We start from the raw sequence: 17,937 nt of genomic DNA on the forward strand, positions 1-17,937 counted from the left end.
CCCCTCATGTCGGCTGTATCCTCGGAATCCGGATGCAGATGGCTGATCCGAAGCCCGGTGAGGAGCAGACCAGAATACCATAGGGATTACCGAACCGGATGTTCAGGCGCTCATGCACATTTTTCAGTCCAACCCCGCTGTCGCTGTATTTCTTGGGATTGCTCCGCTCCTTGTCCCACTGGCTCATCAGCACCTCAAGATCGAAGCCGGGCCCGTTATCCTTCACAATAATGATAATATCCTTGCCGTTCTCCTGAGCGGTAACCGTAATCCTTCCGTGCTCCTCCATCTGCTCAATGGCATGGTACAAGGCGTTCTCCACAATCGGCTGAACAATGAGCTTCTGGGTCATCACATATTTCAGCGGCTCGGGCAGCTCCAGCTCATAGGAGAATTTGTCCTCGAACCGGAACTTCTGGATATCCAGGTAATGGCGGACATGCTCGAACTCCATCTGCAGCGGGATCAGCTCCTGATTCTGACTGATGCTGATCCGCAGCAGCCGGCCGAGCGAGATGACCATTTTGCTGATATCCCGGTTGCCTGCCAGCACCGCCATGGAGTTGATCGATTCCAGCGAATTATAGATGAAATGCGGGTTGATCTGGGCCATCAGCGCCTGCATCTCCGCTTCCTTTTTGCGTCCCTGTTCGGTCTGGACCTGATCGATCAGCTCATTGATCTGCGAGCTCATCCGGTTGAAGCCGTCAATCAGGGAATCGCTCTCATCATTGGCCCGCAGCGGTACCGGAATCGGGGTGAAGATCCCCTGCTTGACCCGCTTCATGCCGTTCACGGCACTGTTAATGCTGCGGACGAGCCTGCGGATGAAATAACGGTCGAACAGGAAGGCCGACAGCAGCGACACCATGCCGAGAATAATCGCAATATTGCGGATGGAGACCGATTCGGAGGAGATCAGGTTCATCGGCGTAATGGCCGCCAGATACCAGTCCGCGTTATGTGAAGGCAGGAAAGTGATCAGAGAACGCTCCCCTTGATAATTGTCAATGTAATAGTCCTGCTCCTGGTTATAATTCTCCTGCAAAAAAGGAAAATCCGTCCGTTCTCCGATATGCTCCCCGGACTTGTTAAAGACGATATTACCCTGCTTGTTGACCAGCAGAATATCCCCTTTCTTCAGGGTGGCAGCCTCCCAGAAAATCTGATCGAGCAGATCCGGCTTCACATATACAACCAGATAGCCGATATCCTCCAGCGAATAATAGTCCTTAATCACTCTGGCATGGACCAGCACCGGCTTATCGCCGCTTGCCGAGCCGTTCTCTCCGGGACCGGACCAAACAGGACGCCCTTCGGCAGACTCCATGGCTCCGAACCAGACCTGCTTATGCATATCTGCAAAAGACATCGGCGCATTGTATTGATACAGCAGCCGGTCTTTGCCGTACAGGCTGAATGAGGTGATCATCGGATGGTTAATCAGCAGGTTGTTGATTTCCTGCTTGCGGTCATAGGTGAGGACGAAATTCTGCTGCTTCAGCGACTGCTGAATCGCAGGCTGTGTGATGGCAGAATTGGTGATCGATGAAATCTCACTGAGGGCGAACTTCAGCTTGCGGTCCGTCTCCAGCAGGGAGATCCAGTAGAAATTGCTTGATTTTTTCTCCATGGCATTCGAATAATTCACATACGTAACAATCCCCATGACAATCACGGGAATGAATACGAGAAGAATAATAGCGAACAAGATTTTGCGGCGGAGCTTCATGACGGTTCCCTTCCTCCTGCGGTCTCTGTCCAAATAGAAGAATAATAGGTTTCACACCTTAACTTATCCTTCTATTTCTCGCTGAAACGGTACCGTCCTCTATAAGGACGGCAAAGCCGTTTCCACTTGATTATTATTCTTCACAGCATTCTGTAAATCCTCTTACTTATAGAATAGATAGACGGTTAACTCTTGATGGCGCCTGAAGTCAGTCCGGCAATCACCCAGCGGCTGAACAGCAGGAAGACAACCAGCAGCGGCAGTGTGGCCGTGAAGGTAGCGGACATAATCATCCCGTAATCGAGACCGTCACGTGTAGTGAACAACTGCTGCAATGCAATCTGAATCGTGAAATGCTCCTTGTTCTTCAAGACCACCAGCGGCCAGAAGAAGTCATTCCATACCGTCATGAAATTCAGAATGCCCAGGGTAGCCATCGCCGGTGTAATGACCGGAACGGCAATTCTCCAGAAAATCCGGAAGTGTCCTCCCCCGTCAATACGCCCGGCTTCGATCAGTTCAGTAGGCACGGCCGAGGAGATGTACTGCCGCATCCAGAAGATGCCGAAGGCATTGACCATAGCCGGAACAATCAGCGCCTTGAAGCTGTCAATCCAGTGAAGCTTGGCCATAATGACATAGGTTGGCAATACGCCAAGCTGCTGTGGAACGATCAGGGTGGCGATAACGAAGACGAACAGCACGTTTTTACCAGGGAATTCATATTTGGCAAAAGCATACCCGGCCAGTGTACAGAAGAACACGACCGAGACCGTCACCATGGACGAGACGAACAGCGAGTTGCCGAGCGCCTGAAAGAAGTCCGATTTATCCAGTACCCGCTTGAAGTTCTCGAAGAACTGGTCTCCGATGGTGAGCAGCGGCGGTACGTGGAACACGGCTCCCTTGTCATTCGTCCCGACCACAAACATCCAATAGAACGGGAAGATGGAGACCAGTGCTCCGAGAATCAGGAGAAGATAGAAGCCCAGCTTGCCGAAGAAGCCGGGATCATCCGGTTTTTTTCTGAACATACGCAGTGTACTCACGCTTTTTTCCCTCCAGTCTCTCTGCCGCCTCTTGAGATCAGCATATTGAGTACAGAGAACAGTATCGTAACGAGGAACAGCAGAACTGCTGTAGCCGCCGCCGTGCCGAAGAAGCCGTTACGGAAGGCCTCACTGTACAAGTAAGTAACCATCGTAATCCCTTCCTGCCGGGTAGATCCGGTACCGGATTGGCCGAGGAAGACATAAGGCTCTGTGAAGAGCTGCAGGGCACCGATAGTAGATTGCAGGGAAACGAAGATAATGAACGGCTTAAGCAGCGGCAGTGTAATGAAGAACAGCTGCTGTCTGCGGTTGGCCCCGTCAATTTTGGCGGATTCGTACAGGTCCATCGGAATGCTCTGCAGGCCTGAGAGGAACAGGATCGCATTGTAGCCCGTCCAGCGCCACATGACCATGGTGGAGATGGCAATTTTGACCCCCCACCAGCCGGAGTTGAAGGCCATGCTCTCTACCCCGATTCCGTTAAGCAGCCAGTTGATCATTCCGTTATTGCCGAACAGCGTACTGAATACCAGTGTAACCGCCACGATCGAAGTGATATTCGGCATGAAATAAAGGATGCGGAAGGTCTTCTTGAACCGGGTCATCCCCGAATGCAGCAGCACCGCCAGAAGCAGCGCCAGCATAACCTGCGGCACAGTACCCATGAGCCCCATAATGAGCGTGTTACTGAAGGAGATCCAGAAGGTCGGGTCCGTGGTGATCAGCTCGAAGTTCTTGAAGCCGACGTATTTCATTGGACCTAAGGCATCCCACTTGTAGAACGATAAATAGAATGTGAAGAAGATTGGATATAGTCCGAATATCGAGAACAGAATAAAGAACGGTGAAATGAAAGTATACGCAGTGAAGCGGCTCCGTCTTTGTTCAGTGAGGAAAGGTCGTTTGCTCTCGGCATGCGGACTCGTAATTACGGGCTCTGCCATGTCACACCTCCAGGGAATTCATATCTAAATCCGGATTCACAGAGGGAATACTCCGTGAATCCGGACATTTGGGGAAGCCTGTTCCCCGCGAATTACAGCTTAGCCGCGTTCTGCAAGCGTTTTCGCCTGCTTCACAGCATCGTCCCACTCTTTGGCCGGATCGGCTTTCTTCTCCAGCACGTTTTTCAGCGCATTCTTGAAGAAGGTATCGGTCTGGTCATGCAGCGGTCCGTAGTATACCGGCTTCACGCGGTTAGCCGCTTTGCCGAATTCCACCGCCGTCTGCTGTCCGCCGAAGAAGTCATCCTTGAAATCTACGAACGCAGGATCTTCGTACAGGGCAGGAATAGAAGGCATCAGGCCTTTGGTCTTGAAGGATTCCAGCTGGTTATCCTTGTTCACGAGCCACTGGATGAAATCATATGCTTCCTTGGAGTGCTTGCCTTCCTTCGGCAGCGTGATGAACGAACCGCCCCAGTTACCTGCGCCCTCAGGAAGCTGGGCAATTCTCCATTTGCCGGAAGAGTCCGGCGCGTTGCTCTTGATATTGCCGGCCATCCAGGCCGGGCCCATCACGACGGCGAACGATCCATCGTTCATGCCTTGGCCCCATTCAGGCGACCAGAGCATTACATTGCTGATCCAGCCTTCTTGAATGCCTTTAACGGTAAAGTCATACGCCTTCTTCACCTGCGGATTGGTATCGCCGATGAAGCTGCCGTCTGCTTTGCTGAAATAGATCTCGTCCGCCGACTGGTCACGAAGCGCATTGTACGTCAGATCGGTCAGGTCGGAGAAATACTTGCCCGTCTTGTCTTTGAATGCTTTTGCTACAGTGGCGAATTTGTCCCATGTATCAATGGCCGCACCGAATCCTTCAGGATCGCTTGGCAGTCCGGCTGCTTCAGCCAGGTCAGTGCGGTAGTAGACTACTGTCGGGCCGATATCTGTCGGAAGTCCGAGCTGGAAGCTGCCGTCGATGGAGGAAGCCTGCTTCCATTTCCAGTCGAGATAGTTGGCCTGGATGTCTTTGGCTCCGAGGTCATTCAGGTTATAGAATTTGTCCTGGGCTCCTAGAAAGCGTTCCATGAAACCGATCTCAAGCTGGAAAATGTCAGGTGCGCCTGAACCCGCCGAGAGTGCCGTGGTCAGATTGTTGTGGTGGGCCGTCTGGTCACCGGTATTCTGAATTTTAATGGTTACGTTAGGGTGTTCCTTGGTGTAGGCAGCAGCCAGCTCTTCGTAGTTCACATTGCCCAGCGTCCAGAACGACAGCTCCACCTTCTCTGCGGACTCTGCCTTGTCTCCTTCAGCTGCCGGTGCTGCTGTGCTTGATCCCTTGTTACCCGAATTTCCTTCTGCAGCCTTGTTCCCGCCGTTGTTACTTCCTCCGCATGCTGCAAGTGAGCTCATGAGCATGATGGAGACCAGCGCCAGCGCCAGGCTCTTTGTTTTTTTCATTCCTCTGTACCCCTCTCAAAGGTTTCTTTTACAAGATTTAGTGTACCGTAGGCCACTGTTTTTTTTGAGGAGGCATATTGCTGATTTATGGTGGAAATACTTACGATTCTAAAACTGGAGAGTTTTTATCATTACATTATTTACAAATATTTGTAAATTACCGATAGTTTAAAAGGTAGACGTACAAAGGGGGATTTTAATGTTTAGATCAAAAAAGCTTCTAATTTCCATCGGAATCATCGCTTTATTAGAAATTGCTATTTTTACAGGCATGTCCTTGAGAGAAGCCTTAGGGATGAACTTTCTTCTTACCTCACTTGCTGTAATTATTTTTTGGTTCGTTGGCATGTTTAAGCCGACCATTGTTCGCTGGGGAAATCGAAAAACAATTACCAAGTATTCTGCTGTTATGTTTATTATATTTTTTATTTTGTTCGTGATTGCAATTCCAAAAGCCTCTCCCTTGGAACAAGCTGCTAATAAGACTGATGACCACACGGAAGTTCTTGACACTTATGTACTTAAATCTGAAACCACTAAGAAGAATGCTGAACTTACCAGCTTGTCTATGAATGCAAAAACCATTGAAGCAAAGGTCCCGCAGTTACTGATGGTGATACCTTCACAGTCAAATTAGATGGAAAGTCTGAAAAGGTGCGGCTCATCCTAATCGACACTCCTGAAATAAAACCTGTACAGCCCTTCGGGCCAGAGGCGAGTGCGTTTACAACAAAGTTGCTTAAGGATCATACAGTCAGACTTGAATTCGATGTATCCGAACGTGACCAGTACGGACGTATCCTTGCTTACGCCTATGTTGATGATAAAATGGTAAATGAATTGCTGCTGGAGAAAGGTCTTGCACGAGTCGCTGTCTTTCAGCCGAATGTGAAAAATGTTGATCATTTCAGGTCAATCCAGAAAAAAGCTCAAGCAGCAAAATTAGGGATATGGAGCTTAAAAGATTACGCAACTGATAAAGGATATGATGATACCGTTGTGGCTAAAGCTACTATCCAGCCCACTGCCAGAGTTAAACCTTCACCTAAGCCTACAGCCACACCTAAGCCTACCGCTACTAAAAAACCGAAACCAAAAGCAACCCCGCAACCAGTTCAAGAGGTTTACTACAAGAACTGTTCAGCCGTGAGAGCAGCCGGTGCTGCGCCGATCTATGCTGGAGAGCCTGGATACTCTAGAAAGCTTGATCGAGAGGGTGACGGAGTGGCGTGTGAATAGATTTAACCCCGGAATTACGATCCGGGGTTTTGTTATTGTGATCTATTTTCCTGTCTTTTTAAAAAAGGATTTGATTCCATCGTATATGACCATCAATCCAATAATTAAAGCCAAACTTCTTACAACAAACTCAGCAATATAGAGGCTACCTTGGTATTGTGTTGAGCCGAAAGTATGCCCAGTGATAAATCCTGGTGATATCATTATAAGCACACCTACAACGACACTTGAAATTAGTAATACGACCTTACTCACGAATGTCCCCCTCCCGTTTTCACTCTTCAAAACTAATGTATTGAAACGAACAAACTTACGAATATTATATTTTCAATTCCCTTACTTAACAACACTAATCTGGAATAAAACCACAATATTACTAGCATTCAGTTCCTTCATAGGTCGAACTAAAATTTATCAAATGATATAATTGCTGAAGCAGCAGTTATCCCAATCTAAAGGAGATTTATATCCCATGCCCATCAACCGACCACTACTCACTGATCAGGATCTGCAGGAAGCGATTGACCACAAGCTGCCCGTCCGCGTCTTCCAGGATGACCATCTGGTGAATTCCGGCGCTACTATAGTGCGGTTCACCGATTCGGATGTTGTGATCCAGTCGCGGGTCAGTGATCTAACCTATTATTCGCGCAGCCGCTGTGAATTCTTTGAAGTGCGGCCTTAAGAGATGACTGCCCGGGCCTTGGACACGTGTGAGCTGTGCGGCCGTTCTCCTCTTGCAACTACCGTTCACCATCTGATCCCCCGCAAGAAAGGCGGCAGCCTGCTCCCGACTGCCCTTCTGTGCAACGCTTGCCACCGGCAGATTCATGCCCTGTATACCAACAGCGATCTCGTTGTTCTTGGCCTTACGACACTGGACAGCCTGCGGAGCGACCCGCAGATTGCCGCTTATCTGAGATGGATCATGCGGCAGGCACCGGGCTCCGAACCGAAGCTGCGCAAATCAAAGCGCGTACGAAGCAAACGCTAATCTGCTGGGAAGCAGGATGAAGCAAGTGCTTCGAGGTGAATAGGATTACCTTCGCCCAGCACCGAATGTATACTGTTTTCCGCATACATTTGGGACATATGCCGCACCTCTTATCCACTAATCCACACGCACCTTGTCCACAAAAGGAGAAAACTATACTTTCCTAAACAACAAAAAAGGTGCCTTCCGAGTTCCGGGAGGCACCTTTTTGCTGCTTTTGCTGAAGGCTCTATGATTTGCTGCAAGATCTTCTGTGGAAAATAGTTCTGCTGCACCATTGCTTATTTCTTCATGTCGCCATAGTTGCTTAGCTTCTCGTTAAGGACTTCCTGAAAGCTCTGGACTTTGTCTTCCTGTCTCTGCGCTTTGGGATGGACAACAGGCTGAGGTCTAAAAAACTGATGATTAAAAGCCATAAGGTTATGTACGCTCATACTCATTGAAGTTCAACCTCCTTCCATAATCTTCACCTTATTTGCGTGAGTGCGAAGTATCTTATCCCTTATATAACCTGCTCTTTCCAGTCCTAAACAGTTTCATCTCAGAAAAATGGAAATAGCGGACCCGGACTTGAAAATCAAAGTCCGGGTCCGCCGCTGAGTATCATTCTATTCATTCATCAGCTCTACTAAATAATGGCTACAACGAAAAATCAGTCACGCCTTTCTTAGAGGCATATTTCAGCATATACGTTCCTCCGCCCTCAAAAGGCATCGTGGCGATGGTGATGCGAGTATAGTCGAGCCTGTGATCTTTTAAGACTCTCTTAACCAGAGCAATTCCGCGGGCTTCATCTGTCACTACGCAGAATAGATTAAGCACATATTTGGCCGGGTCAGCCATACTCTTGCCCATATCAAAGCCATCCACATAACCAAGTTCGGCATCCGCCAGGAACAGATTCAAGTAATCGGTTACTTTGTCTCTAAGCCATTCATCACGCTTGCTTCCCTTGACGCTCTTCAAGGGATACTGTACCACGAGCCAATGCTTCTCATTCATTTGTGTTCACCACCAGACTTATGGGTTCCTTACAGGTTACTTCTTCAAGGCTGCCCAGGAAGCCTCGTTCAGCAGCTCCAGCTCCCCCGGCTCCAACCGGAAGCTCATGGCACCGACATTCTCCCGCGCATGGCGGGCCTTGGACGCGCCGGGAATCGCAACTACAGTGTCGCCATGATAATGAATCAGCCAGTTCAGCGCGATCTGCCCTGGAGTAACCCCGTATTTGTCAGCCAGCGCAGTCAGCGAAGTGATTAGCGGCTTACTGCGGGCCAGGCTCTTGTCGTCCAGGCCGGACATCATCCGCCGGGAACGCGAGACGGCAGCCACCTGTGAAGGATCATTATGGAAGCGGCCGGTCAGGATGCCCTGCTCAAGCGGAGAATACGCGATGATCGAGATTCCCAGCTCCTTAGCAGCCGCCATGAGACCATTCTGGTCGATATTCCGGTGAAGCAGATTATATTTGACCTGATTCGATACGAGCGACAGACCGTAGGTCTTCAGCAGCCGGTGCGCTTCTGTCATCTGCTTGGCGGAATAATTGCTCACTCCGACATAACGGATTTTGCCGGCCTTCACCAGTCCTGCCATCGCCTTCATCTCACTGGCAATGGAGGATAACGAGAACGGCTGATGGATCTGATAGAGATCAATCCCTCTACCGCCCAGACAGGCGATGCGCTGGCCGATAGTAGAGGTAATTGAGCCTGCCGTCCGCAGCATCGGCCACCATTTGGTCGCAATCAGCGGAGCCGCATGGGGACTGCCCTCCTTCTGCAGCTGATCCAGCACATGAGCCAGCGCCTGCTCAGATTTGCCGCCGCCATAGATTTCTGCCGTATCCACCCAGTTCATGCCGCCTTCCAGGCTGACCCGCACAATATCCAGAATATCCTCATCTGTAATGTTGCTCCAGTAGCGGCCTACGATTCCGCTGCCCCGGCTGAACTGCCAGCAGCCCAGACCTAGCGGTGATACAGACAGCTCAGAGCGTCCCAGGGGACGCAGCTGGACCTTGCTTGCCAATGTGTCCATGTTTCATCCTTCTTTCTGTAAGAGCTAATATAGCCATGAAACAATTTAACTGTACACAAAGCTTATGACTTCTAAGGCAGGCTGTCAATTACAGCTGTGCAGGGCAGAAGCAAGAGTCCCACCGATCGTCCCGGTCTAACGAACGAGCGCACCGTGACTCTTTTTTGCGTGGCTTCAAAAAAGGATGATATGGTATAATTACCCTGTCTATTCATATCCAACTTGCAGGAAGCGCAATCGAACCACACACGTAACGGAGGGAATTCATATCCATGATTAAAATTCTAGGTTTCCTGCTGCTCTACCGGCTGCTCGGTAATCCGATTCTGGCCCTGATCATCCTGCTTGTCGTTCTCTATTTCCTGGACCGCCGTTATGTCGGCATTCTGCCCAGCTTCTCCAAGCCATTCCGCCGCAGCCGTCAGATGTCGAAGCTGCGGACGACCATTGCCCAGAACCCGAACGATGTAACCGCCAGATTCGATCTGGCCCGGCTGCTGATTGAACGCAAACGCTTCAGCGAGGCCAAGGAGCTGCTGACCGCCATCGCTGACCGTTATGAGACGTCCGCTGAATACTGGGTGGAGCTGGGATACGCCAACCTCAAGCTGGGACAGCTTCCCGAAGGCGAAGCGCAGATGCTTAAGGGGCTGGACATCAACCGCCGGGCGCAATACGGGCAGCCTTACCTGCGTCTGGCCGAGATTTTCCGGCATGTGGACCAGGACAAAGCGCTGCATTATGTAAGCCAATTCCAGGAGATTCAATCCTCCTCCAGCGAAGCCTATTATCTGGCTGGCTCGATGTTCAAGACGCTGGGACGGACTGAGGACGCCAAGCTTGCTTTTAACGAATCGCTGGCTGTCTACCGCTCTCTGCCCAAGTATAAGAAACGTCAGGAACGCGGCTGGGCGCTGCGCAGTTATTTTGCGAAGCTGAAGTAAATTCATCCCGGTCTTCCTAAGCAAATAGCCTCCGGTGCAAATTAACCTTTGCTGACCGGAGGCTTTTATATGCTATTTTACCGGAACAGTGATCTCCAGCTCAGGAATGTACCGCTTCTGTCCATCTTTCCAAATGGTAGGCTTAATGATAATGCGGGCCGGGATCGTCTCAAACGGTTCATAATTAAAAGTGTAGGATAAGATATTGCCTTCGCCCGTCCCGCCTTCGCCGCCGAGTCCCCTAACTTCCCGCCCTTGCTCGTCTGAAAGCTCAAAATAGACCGGGAAGTGGCCATTCACCTTATATTTGTCCGGAATGTTTGCTTCTATAGCCTGAATGCCCGCCCCGGCTTCTCCTTGTAATTCTGCCACCAGCAGAGTTGAAGTAGTACTTACCTCCAGCCGTTTAATCATCAGATTAATGTGATCATGAGTTTTCAGGATATCCGGTGTAAGAACGACGCCCTCCAATACTTGGCGGGTTACGGGGAACTCAAAAATGAACGGGTCGGCAAACCCGGGAAGATAGACAGACATTTTGAAATCAAAGGTGCCCGGAAACTTCAAATTCCCTGAATTTAGAGTTGTAATAATGACAGAATCGGAGGCCTCCTGCCCGCCGGGTGCAATCTTCACTCCCGTATTAACAAGCTCTCCGTTTACATAAAAATCCATGGGGCGGTTAAGGCGGCCTGTCTCTGGATCAGGGATAGCCCATGTATCTGAAAAAGACTTGTGCGCATACACGCCCTTCGACCGGGTCATCACCAGCGACAGACGGCTTCCGTCATACATTTGTTCTGATACGGTTAGCGTCATCCCGTCCTGTGTAACGGTCTGCTGGACATTTGTGGTTAACCCTGCTTCGTTTGCTTTACGCAGCCCGGAATCTCCTGCAAGCTGGAATACGCTTGACATGAACGGTAACTGCTTCAAGGTCTCTGCCATGGCCGGGGAGATGAATCCCAGGCTAATCAGGAGCACCAGCCCTCCGGCCACAGATGCTGCACTGATCATCACCCGGGACAGCCACCGGGGCATTCTTTTACGTCTGAGCGTCTCCTGATGCTCTGAAGCCGCCTCCAAGCCAGCCTCATCCTTTTCACTGATGATCCGGTACGTCTCCTCCATACGCAGATGCACAAGCTCCGGCAGTTCAGGAAGAGTCTCTTCCTGAAGGTCTGCCAGCCTAATCTCCAACCGCTGCTGGCTCATCCGTTCACCTTCCTTTCTACAGGTTGCTCCAGGGATTGCTGTAACGTCTTGCGGGCGCGGTGCAGCCTGGTCTTGACCGCACTCTCTGACAGCTCAAGCAGCCCGGCAATCTCTGGCACGGTTAACCCCTGATAATAATGCAGCTTAACAATGGTCCCTGATATCTCTTCGAGCCTGCCAATGGCCTGGCGCAGATCTATCTCTTCTGCGGACGAAGATATGGCTTGTACGCTCTCCGGCGGATTGGGCATGATGACTACCCTTTCCCGTCTGCGCAGAATCAAGTTGCATTCGTTGATCAGAATACGAAATAGCCATGTGTTGAAATAAGCCGCTTCTTTCAGTCCTGAGATGGCTTTAAAAGCCTTCAGTACAGTCTCTTGCATCGCATCTGCACAATCCTCGTCACTCCTGACCATGGACTTGGCCATACTGTACATCCGCCGCTCCTGACTCTTCACCAATTGGATGAAGACCTCGCTGTCACCTGCCTGGGCACGCCTGACCAGATCCTCTTGTCCGGTGTTCAAATATGATTGCCCCCCTTCTTCCGGGAAGCTGCCGCATCCCCATTCAGTGCTTTCTTTCATATACTCTTTAGATGATGTACAAGCCGATAAGGTTACATCGGCACGGTGATTTTTTATTTTTCTTTGTAAACAGCCAAAGAGCAGGCCCCAAATAACCGGGAAGCCTGCTCTTTATTGTTTCATCTCTTGTAGTGAAGAACGTTACATATCCAGTGATTTCGAGTGATCGTCCCCGGCCGCCGGACGGAACGGCCACCAGTTAGCCCGCCCGAACATCCGCACCATAACAGGTACGAAGAACGGCAGGAAGACCAGCGCATACAGCGCCAGACCTGACAATACAACCGTCGCAATCTGCATCATCGACAGGACCCCGGACGGGTACATCGAGGCGAAGGTACCGCCCAGAATCACTACAGCCGAGAGAATCACTGTCCCCATATTGCGCATGGCGTGCAGGATGGCTTCACGCACATCCCAGGTTTTGTTCTCATTGAAGCGGTCCATCAGGAAGATGCTGTAGTCTACCCCGAGGGCAATCAGCATAACGAAGCTGAAGAACGGCGTCGTCCAGGTGATTCCCGAATAGTTCAGCAGGTGCACGAAGATCGCTTCCGTGATGCCCAGCGCCGTAAAGTAAGTGATTAACAATGAGGCAATGATGTACAGCGGCATAATCATCGAACGGAACAGCACCACCAGGATGATGAAAATACCGCTTAGCATCAGAATGACCGTACGCGTGTAATCTTCATTGGAGATGGTCTGCAAATCATTGTAGGTGCTGGTCACGCCGCTCATGGCCGTTTCCGCATTCTCCAGCTTGGTGCCGGCTACGGCACGGTCCACCGCTGCCTGAATCTGTCCGACACTGTCAATAGCCTTCGCGCTGTATGGATTTCCGGCGAAGACCACATCCAGGGTCATGACTTTGCGGTCCCCGGACAGATAGGTATCGAATACCTGCTGCATCTCCTTGGCCTTGAGCGCCTCTGCCGGAACCAGGAAACCACTCAGCTCATCATCCTTAGCATTCTGAATCTGCTTGAGGTAATCCTGCGCCGAGCTTAGGCCGCCGGTGATTTGTCCCAGACCGTCCGCACTTTGCGTCAGCCCGTCCGTCAGCTGGCTAAGCTGGCCTGTAAGCTCGCCGAACCCGTCGGCAAGCTGCTTCTGCCCGCCCTGGAGCTGTGTAAGCCCGGTGGTAATCGCCGGAAGCTTGCCGACAATCTGCCCCTGGCCGTCAGCCGCCTGCTTCAGCCCGGATTGCAGCTTGCCGATACCGGCTACCAGCTGATCCAGCCCCTTCGCCAGCGCTGCCTGCCCTGCTGCCGCTTTGGAATACCCGGCGTTGGCCTCCGTCAATCCGGCCGCCGCCCCGCTCAGCTGGGCCGAGATCTGGCCCAGTCCTCCGGCAAGGCCCGCAGCTCCCTTACCGCTCTGCGTGACTGTACCTTTGATCGTCTGATAATTCACATCCTGTAGCAGCTCCGGATAGGCGGCTTCCAGTCCGGTGAATGAAGCTCCCAGACCGTTAAGCGCATCTGCCACGCCTTGAAGCTGTGTCTGCAGACCGGTGAGGCCCCCGTTCAGCGCGGTCAGGCCGCTGCCGATCTTCTTGTAGCCTTCGAGCAGCGCGGCATTGGCCTGTGCCAGCTGCTTTGCACTGCCTGCCGCCTGCGCAAGGCCCGCTTTAATCTCTCCCGCTCCGGCCCCGCCGCTGCGGATTCCTTCTTCGATTCGTGTTAAGCCTGCGCCCAGCGCATCAATGCCTTTTTTCAGCTCAGCCGTTCCTGCTGTAAGCTTCGCACTGCCCGAGGCGGCTTCAGCAAGCTTAGGCTCATTGTCCTTCAGCTGCTTGCTTGCTTCGCTCAGCCCGCTCTGGATCTTGGTTAACCCTTCACTGCTCTGATCCAGACCGTCCGACAGCGTAGCAACCTGAGTAGGAATCAGGAAGTCATTAATCTGTTCCCCGGTAGGCCGGGACATGCTGCGCACAGCCTTAACGCCATCCACCTTTTCCAGCTCGCGGCTGATTTTCTCGGCAAGTCCCATATATTCAGCAGTGTCCATCCGGTCGTCATTCTTGATGACAATCTTGCCCGGCATGGATTCACCCGGACCGAAACTCTCGGATATAATATTGAACCCTTTGACCGAGGCATAGTTAGGCCCAATCTCATCCATGCTATTGAAGCTCAGCTTCCCGCTGTAGGTAAGCAGGAACGGTGCCACAACCGCAGCAACGATCAGCAGCGCAGCCCAGGGTCTCTTCAGCGAGAACGAACCGGCTGCTCCCCAGATCCGGCTCTCACTGTGCTCCAGCTTGCCGCGGGATGGCCAGAACAGCTTAGGACCTAGGACCGCCATGAAGAACGGCACGACCGTTACCAGTGCAAGCAGCATCACTGCTATGCCGACCGCCACCGCCACTGCCGAACGGTAGAGCATGAACTTGGACAAGCCTATGGCCACGAAGCCGACAAAGACCGCCAGCCCTGAATAGAACACCGTTCCACCAGCCTTCCGGTAAGTGGCGATAATGGCGCTTTGTGTATCCTCCGACTGGGCAAGCTCCTCCTTGAACCGGCTGATCAGCAGGATACAGTAATCGGTCCCGATCCCGAACATGACAGCCACCATGAAGATCTGGGTGAAGGTCGACAGCGGGAAGTCGAAGCGGTCCACCAGGAACGCGACAATCGACTGGGACACGATATAACTCAGCCCCACCGTCAGCAGCGGCACGAACGGAGCCACGAACGAACGGAACACCACGAACAGTATCAGCAGAATAAACACGACTGTGATGTATTCCGACTTTTTCAGACCGGCTTCCGAGCTGGCAATCGTATCCTCCGTAATCAGCCCTTCGCTGGTCATATAATGCTCCGCAGTGACGTTACTTAGCAGCTCAGCAGACTTGGCCGGCAGCTCCTTGACCGCCGCTTCTCCGCCTTGCACCGACAATGCGACCATAATCGTCTTGCCATCCTTGGCAATAAGCGTATCCTTCAGCTCCGGTTGAGAGAAAGGATCTGTAATCGTGCCGAGCTTCAGGGAATCCTTGTTCCCGGCCAGCTTCTCCACACCCTGCTTAATACTCTCGGTGTCTGCGGCCGTCAGCCCCTCCGGCTTATGGAACACCAGGGCTACCTGATGCACCGTCTCCCCGTCCTTGGCCGCAGCGACCTCCTTCATAATCTCCGCAGCCCGCGAAGAGGTGTAGCCAGCCGGAACAGCGATCTGACCCTTCTCCCGAACCAGATCTGACATGCCGGGAGCCGTGAGGAATAAGACTACTGCCACAGCCACCCACACTGCGATAACCGCCCATCTTGCCTTCAAAATCGTTCTCAATTGCTTCTACCCCCTGTATCCTGCATCAGAAATGCCAGCTTCTCAAACATGGTAATAAACTGCTCTATGTTGTCTTCCTCGAAGTGGGAAAAGTATGGGGAGATCACCTGCTGCATCTGCTTCTCAGAGCTCGTGTAGACGCTCTGTCCGTACTCCGTCATGGTCAGATACACCTGCCTGCGGTCATTCTCATCCCGGGTCCGCTGAATCATTCCGGCTTCATCCAGCCGGTTGATGATGGCCGTGATTGAGCTTTTACCGACCGCTACGGCCTCAGCCAGATAAGTGGAGGTACACCTCTCCTGCCCGCTGATCAGCCTGAGAATGAGGAATTGATCCGTTGTCAGTCCTTCCTCAAAAATATCCCGGAGCCGCGAGTTGATCTGCCTGGTAACGACCATATAAGCATCTACGTAGCGGTTAATCCATTCTTCTGCGTCTTTCTTCAATGATGCCTCCGCCCTTTCATATTAGTTCACGTGTAGAACTGTTTCACAGTAAAACTATATTGTCCTTTTCATAAAAAGTCAACTGGTTTTCATGAATTTTACATTGTTCTTCAGCAGAGCGATTGGACAAGCTTCATGGACGCAAAAAACCACCCCGCACGTAAAGTGCAGAGTGGCTAATATTGTGAATTTCACTTATTGAATATCCTGATACTGCTTGTTCTGCTTACTCCTCGTCTTCCGTCTCTTCCACCTCATAGACACAGCGGAACATTTCGATTCCGGCAGCGTTCTCGCCCAGGCTGTACACCATGAAGCCCAGACTGCGGTAAAAGTCAGCGGCAATCTCGTCCTCTGTCTCCGCTACCAGATAACGCGGCTGACGGGAGGTGACCAGCTCAAGAATCATGCCGCGCGCATACCCTTTGCCCCGGTTCTCCGGGAGCACTGCAATATGGCGGATGTCGAGCGAGCCGTCTTCCGTCTCTTCATACCCGGCCAGTCCGACCAGCAGCCCGTCCTCCTCCCAGCCGCACAGCTGCATAGCCGCAAGCTTACTATATTCCTCCGAAGTGCGTATCAGCGCATCCGGGTCATCTATAACCGCATAAGCCAGCAGCTCATTCACCTGCGGTGTGCCGACAAGCGGCTTCAAATCAATCAACATATGTCTCATCCTCCTAAAAGTATACTGACCCCAGACCTCCCGCTATCCCCGCACCAGCCGCAGCAGCGCATACCCCGTCCAGACCCCGAGCAGGTTAAGCAGCAGATCGTCAATATCCAGGCTCCCGACATGCAGCAGCATCTGCAGCAGCTCCAATACAATGATACCCAGAGCAGACAGAAGCGTCAGCCGGATAAACGAGCGGTAACCGGTGACCACCAGCGGAAGCAGGATGCCAAATGGCGCGAATACTGCCACATTCCCCAGGAGATTCACCAGCCTGCTGGCATACGATAGTCCATTGGTCATATCAAAATATAAACGCACTGTCCGCAGCGGTTCAAGATTGTAACGGAGCGGCCCGTCCAGCTGAACCGTCCGTCCGAACCCGAGGAACATCCAGTACAGCAGCATTCCGCTATACGCGAGCAGAAGCAGCCAGGCCAGGAAGCGGCGTCCGGGCGGCAACGCCTGTTTGGCTGAAGTCTTCCCTTTCCGGCGGCTTGCATGCGGCTTAGTGATCCTGGCCACCTTCAATAATCTCAATGGTGCCGTCACTCTTGCCGATAATCGCCAGATCGGCGATCCCGATGAAGAGTCCATGCTCGACGACTCCCGGAATTCGCTGAAGGGCAAGCGCCAGCACTGTGGCCGATTCAATGGCTTCAAAACGGCAGTCGGCGATATAATTGCCGTTATCCGTCTTGTACAGGTCCTCTCCGCTGCGCCGCAGCTCCGTCTTGCAGCCCAGCTTAGCCAGAGCGGCAACCGTCCACTCCCAGGCGAATGGCACAATCTCCACCGGCAACGGGAACTTCCCGAGCGTGGTCACGGCCTTGCTCTCATCGGCCACAACGATCATGCGTGCGCTGCCCATGGCGACAATCTTTTCCCGCAAAAGCGCACCGCCCCCGCCCTTAATCAGCTGCAGCGCCCCGTCGAGTTCATCCGCCCCGTCAATCGTCAGGTCGAGGCTGTCCACATCACTGAACGCTACCAACGGGATGCCCAGCTCGCGGGCCTGATCCTCAGACGCCTGTGAGGTAGCTACGGCCGTAATCTGCAGGCCTTCGCTCACCCGCTCCCCCAGCTTGCGGATGGCCCAGTAAGCAGTGGAGCCTGTACCCAGTCCCACCTTCATGCCATCCTGCACATATTCGACTGCCTTCTCCGCTGCCAGCTGCTTCACATTGATACTCATTTTATTCCCTCCATGTTATCCGTTATAATGAACGAAGTGGAATCGGCTGTGCCTGTCCACAAGGAATTCCTATCCTTACCATCAACCTGACACTAATAATCCATCAGGA

At 52.1% G+C, this 17,937-nt stretch carries 20 protein-coding genes; 5 read left to right on the plus strand and 15 right to left on the minus strand.

All coding sequences use genetic code 11. The features are described from left to right. Nucleotides 1–4 precede the first annotated feature (4 nt). The 4 genes from C162_RS11295 to C162_RS11310 all read right to left on the minus strand — a co-directional run bounded on the left by C162_RS11295 (nucleotide 5) and on the right by C162_RS11310 (nucleotide 5,189). A complete protein-coding gene (locus C162_RS11295) occupies nucleotides 5–1,732 on the minus strand; it encodes a cache domain-containing sensor histidine kinase (RefSeq protein ID WP_036694416.1) in 1,728 nt (575 codons plus the stop codon). Between the two features lie 185 nt (nucleotides 1,733–1,917). Continuing rightward, nucleotides 1,918–2,781: a carbohydrate ABC transporter permease gene (locus C162_RS11300; RefSeq protein WP_036694417.1), complete on the minus strand. Its 864-nt coding sequence runs from the start codon at nucleotides 2,779–2,781 to the stop codon at nucleotides 1,918–1,920. Next, nucleotides 2,778–3,728, minus strand: coding sequence for a carbohydrate ABC transporter permease (locus C162_RS11305; RefSeq protein ID WP_036694418.1), 951 nt, complete (start codon nucleotides 3,726–3,728; stop codon nucleotides 2,778–2,780). The genes C162_RS11300 and C162_RS11305 overlap by 4 nt, the downstream gene beginning before the upstream one ends. Nucleotides 3,729–3,827: 99 nt before the next feature. Then, the gene (locus C162_RS11310) at nucleotides 3,828–5,189 is read right to left on the minus strand and encodes an ABC transporter substrate-binding protein (RefSeq protein WP_036694419.1); all 1,362 of its coding nucleotides are present in this window, start codon (nucleotides 5,187–5,189) and stop codon (nucleotides 3,828–3,830) included. 199 nt (nucleotides 5,190–5,388) lie between these two features. Between C162_RS11310 and C162_RS35940 the strand changes: the two genes are divergently transcribed. Together C162_RS35940 and C162_RS34315 are read left to right on the plus strand one after the other, a co-directional pair. Continuing rightward, nucleotides 5,389–5,826, plus strand: coding sequence for a hypothetical protein (locus C162_RS35940; protein WP_051493399.1), 438 nt, complete (start codon nucleotides 5,389–5,391; stop codon nucleotides 5,824–5,826). Between the two features lie 17 nt (nucleotides 5,827–5,843). Continuing rightward, complete coding sequence (locus C162_RS34315) at nucleotides 5,844–6,428, plus strand: thermonuclease family protein (RefSeq protein WP_051493400.1); 585 nt, start codon at nucleotides 5,844–5,846, stop codon at nucleotides 6,426–6,428. A gap of 42 nt (nucleotides 6,429–6,470) precedes the next feature. On the opposite strand, the gene C162_RS11320 is transcribed toward C162_RS34315, so the two are convergent. Beyond that, complete coding sequence (locus tag C162_RS11320; RefSeq protein ID WP_036694420.1) at nucleotides 6,471–6,683, minus strand: hypothetical protein; 213 nt, start codon at nucleotides 6,681–6,683, stop codon at nucleotides 6,471–6,473. 217 nt (nucleotides 6,684–6,900) lie between these two features. On the opposite strand from C162_RS11320, the gene C162_RS11325 reads away from it, so the two are divergent. Together C162_RS11325 and C162_RS11330 are read left to right on the plus strand one after the other, a co-directional pair. Then, nucleotides 6,901–7,113 (plus strand): hypothetical protein, encoded by a 213-nt coding sequence (locus C162_RS11325; RefSeq protein WP_036694421.1) that lies wholly within the window; start codon nucleotides 6,901–6,903, stop codon nucleotides 7,111–7,113. 3 nt (nucleotides 7,114–7,116) lie between these two features. Beyond that, nucleotides 7,117–7,422, plus strand: coding sequence for an HNH endonuclease signature motif containing protein (locus tag C162_RS11330; protein WP_036694422.1), 306 nt, complete (start codon nucleotides 7,117–7,119; stop codon nucleotides 7,420–7,422). 281 nt (nucleotides 7,423–7,703) lie between these two features. On the opposite strand, the gene C162_RS36610 is transcribed toward C162_RS11330, so the two are convergent. The 3 genes from C162_RS36610 to C162_RS11340 all read right to left on the minus strand — a co-directional run bounded on the left by C162_RS36610 (nucleotide 7,704) and on the right by C162_RS11340 (nucleotide 9,462). Beyond that, nucleotides 7,704–7,862: a hypothetical protein gene (locus C162_RS36610; protein ID WP_200869198.1), complete on the minus strand. Its 159-nt coding sequence runs from the start codon at nucleotides 7,860–7,862 to the stop codon at nucleotides 7,704–7,706. Nucleotides 7,863–8,061: 199 nt separating this feature from the next. Continuing rightward, entirely contained in the window at nucleotides 8,062–8,424 is a 363-nt protein-coding gene (locus tag C162_RS11335) for a hypothetical protein (protein WP_036694423.1), read from the minus strand. A gap of 36 nt (nucleotides 8,425–8,460) precedes the next feature. Next, nucleotides 8,461–9,462: an aldo/keto reductase gene (locus C162_RS11340; RefSeq protein ID WP_036694424.1), complete on the minus strand. Its 1,002-nt coding sequence runs from the start codon at nucleotides 9,460–9,462 to the stop codon at nucleotides 8,461–8,463. Between the two features lie 272 nt (nucleotides 9,463–9,734). On the opposite strand from C162_RS11340, the gene C162_RS11345 reads away from it, so the two are divergent. After that, the gene (locus C162_RS11345; protein ID WP_036694425.1) at nucleotides 9,735–10,406 is read left to right on the plus strand and encodes a tetratricopeptide repeat protein; all 672 of its coding nucleotides are present in this window, start codon (nucleotides 9,735–9,737) and stop codon (nucleotides 10,404–10,406) included. A gap of 72 nt (nucleotides 10,407–10,478) precedes the next feature. Here C162_RS11345 and C162_RS11350 read toward each other — a convergent pair whose 3' ends face one another. From C162_RS11350 to rpiA, 7 genes are all read right to left on the minus strand, one after another. Beyond that, nucleotides 10,479–11,621, minus strand: coding sequence for a DUF4179 domain-containing protein (locus tag C162_RS11350; protein ID WP_036694426.1), 1,143 nt, complete (start codon nucleotides 11,619–11,621; stop codon nucleotides 10,479–10,481). After that, nucleotides 11,618–12,151, minus strand: coding sequence for a sigma-70 family RNA polymerase sigma factor (locus C162_RS11355; protein ID WP_036694427.1), 534 nt, complete (start codon nucleotides 12,149–12,151; stop codon nucleotides 11,618–11,620). Before C162_RS11355 ends, C162_RS11350 begins: the two co-directional genes overlap by 4 nt. Before the next feature lie 201 nt (nucleotides 12,152–12,352). After that, complete coding sequence (locus tag C162_RS11360; RefSeq protein ID WP_036694429.1) at nucleotides 12,353–15,511, minus strand: MMPL family transporter; 3,159 nt, start codon at nucleotides 15,509–15,511, stop codon at nucleotides 12,353–12,355. Then, complete coding sequence (locus C162_RS11365; protein WP_036694430.1) at nucleotides 15,508–15,960, minus strand: MarR family winged helix-turn-helix transcriptional regulator; 453 nt, start codon at nucleotides 15,958–15,960, stop codon at nucleotides 15,508–15,510. The genes C162_RS11360 and C162_RS11365 overlap by 4 nt, the downstream gene beginning before the upstream one ends. A 226-nt stretch (nucleotides 15,961–16,186) precedes the next feature. Then, nucleotides 16,187–16,627, minus strand: a complete 441-nt coding sequence (locus C162_RS11370) for a GNAT family N-acetyltransferase (RefSeq protein WP_036694431.1) — start codon at nucleotides 16,625–16,627, stop codon at nucleotides 16,187–16,189. Between the two features lie 42 nt (nucleotides 16,628–16,669). After that, nucleotides 16,670–17,173, minus strand: a complete 504-nt coding sequence (locus C162_RS11375; RefSeq protein WP_162174455.1) for a VanZ family protein — start codon at nucleotides 17,171–17,173, stop codon at nucleotides 16,670–16,672. Beyond that, nucleotides 17,142–17,822 (minus strand): ribose-5-phosphate isomerase RpiA, encoded by a 681-nt coding sequence (rpiA, locus tag C162_RS11380; protein ID WP_179090396.1) that lies wholly within the window; start codon nucleotides 17,820–17,822, stop codon nucleotides 17,142–17,144. Before rpiA ends, C162_RS11375 begins: the two co-directional genes overlap by 32 nt. Nucleotides 17,823–17,937: the final 115 nt, after the last annotated feature.

The sequence above is a fragment of the Paenibacillus sp. FSL R7-269 genome, from assembly GCF_000517865.1.
In the GTDB taxonomy this organism is placed as follows: Bacteria; Bacillota; Bacilli; order Paenibacillales; family Paenibacillaceae; genus Paenibacillus_AQ.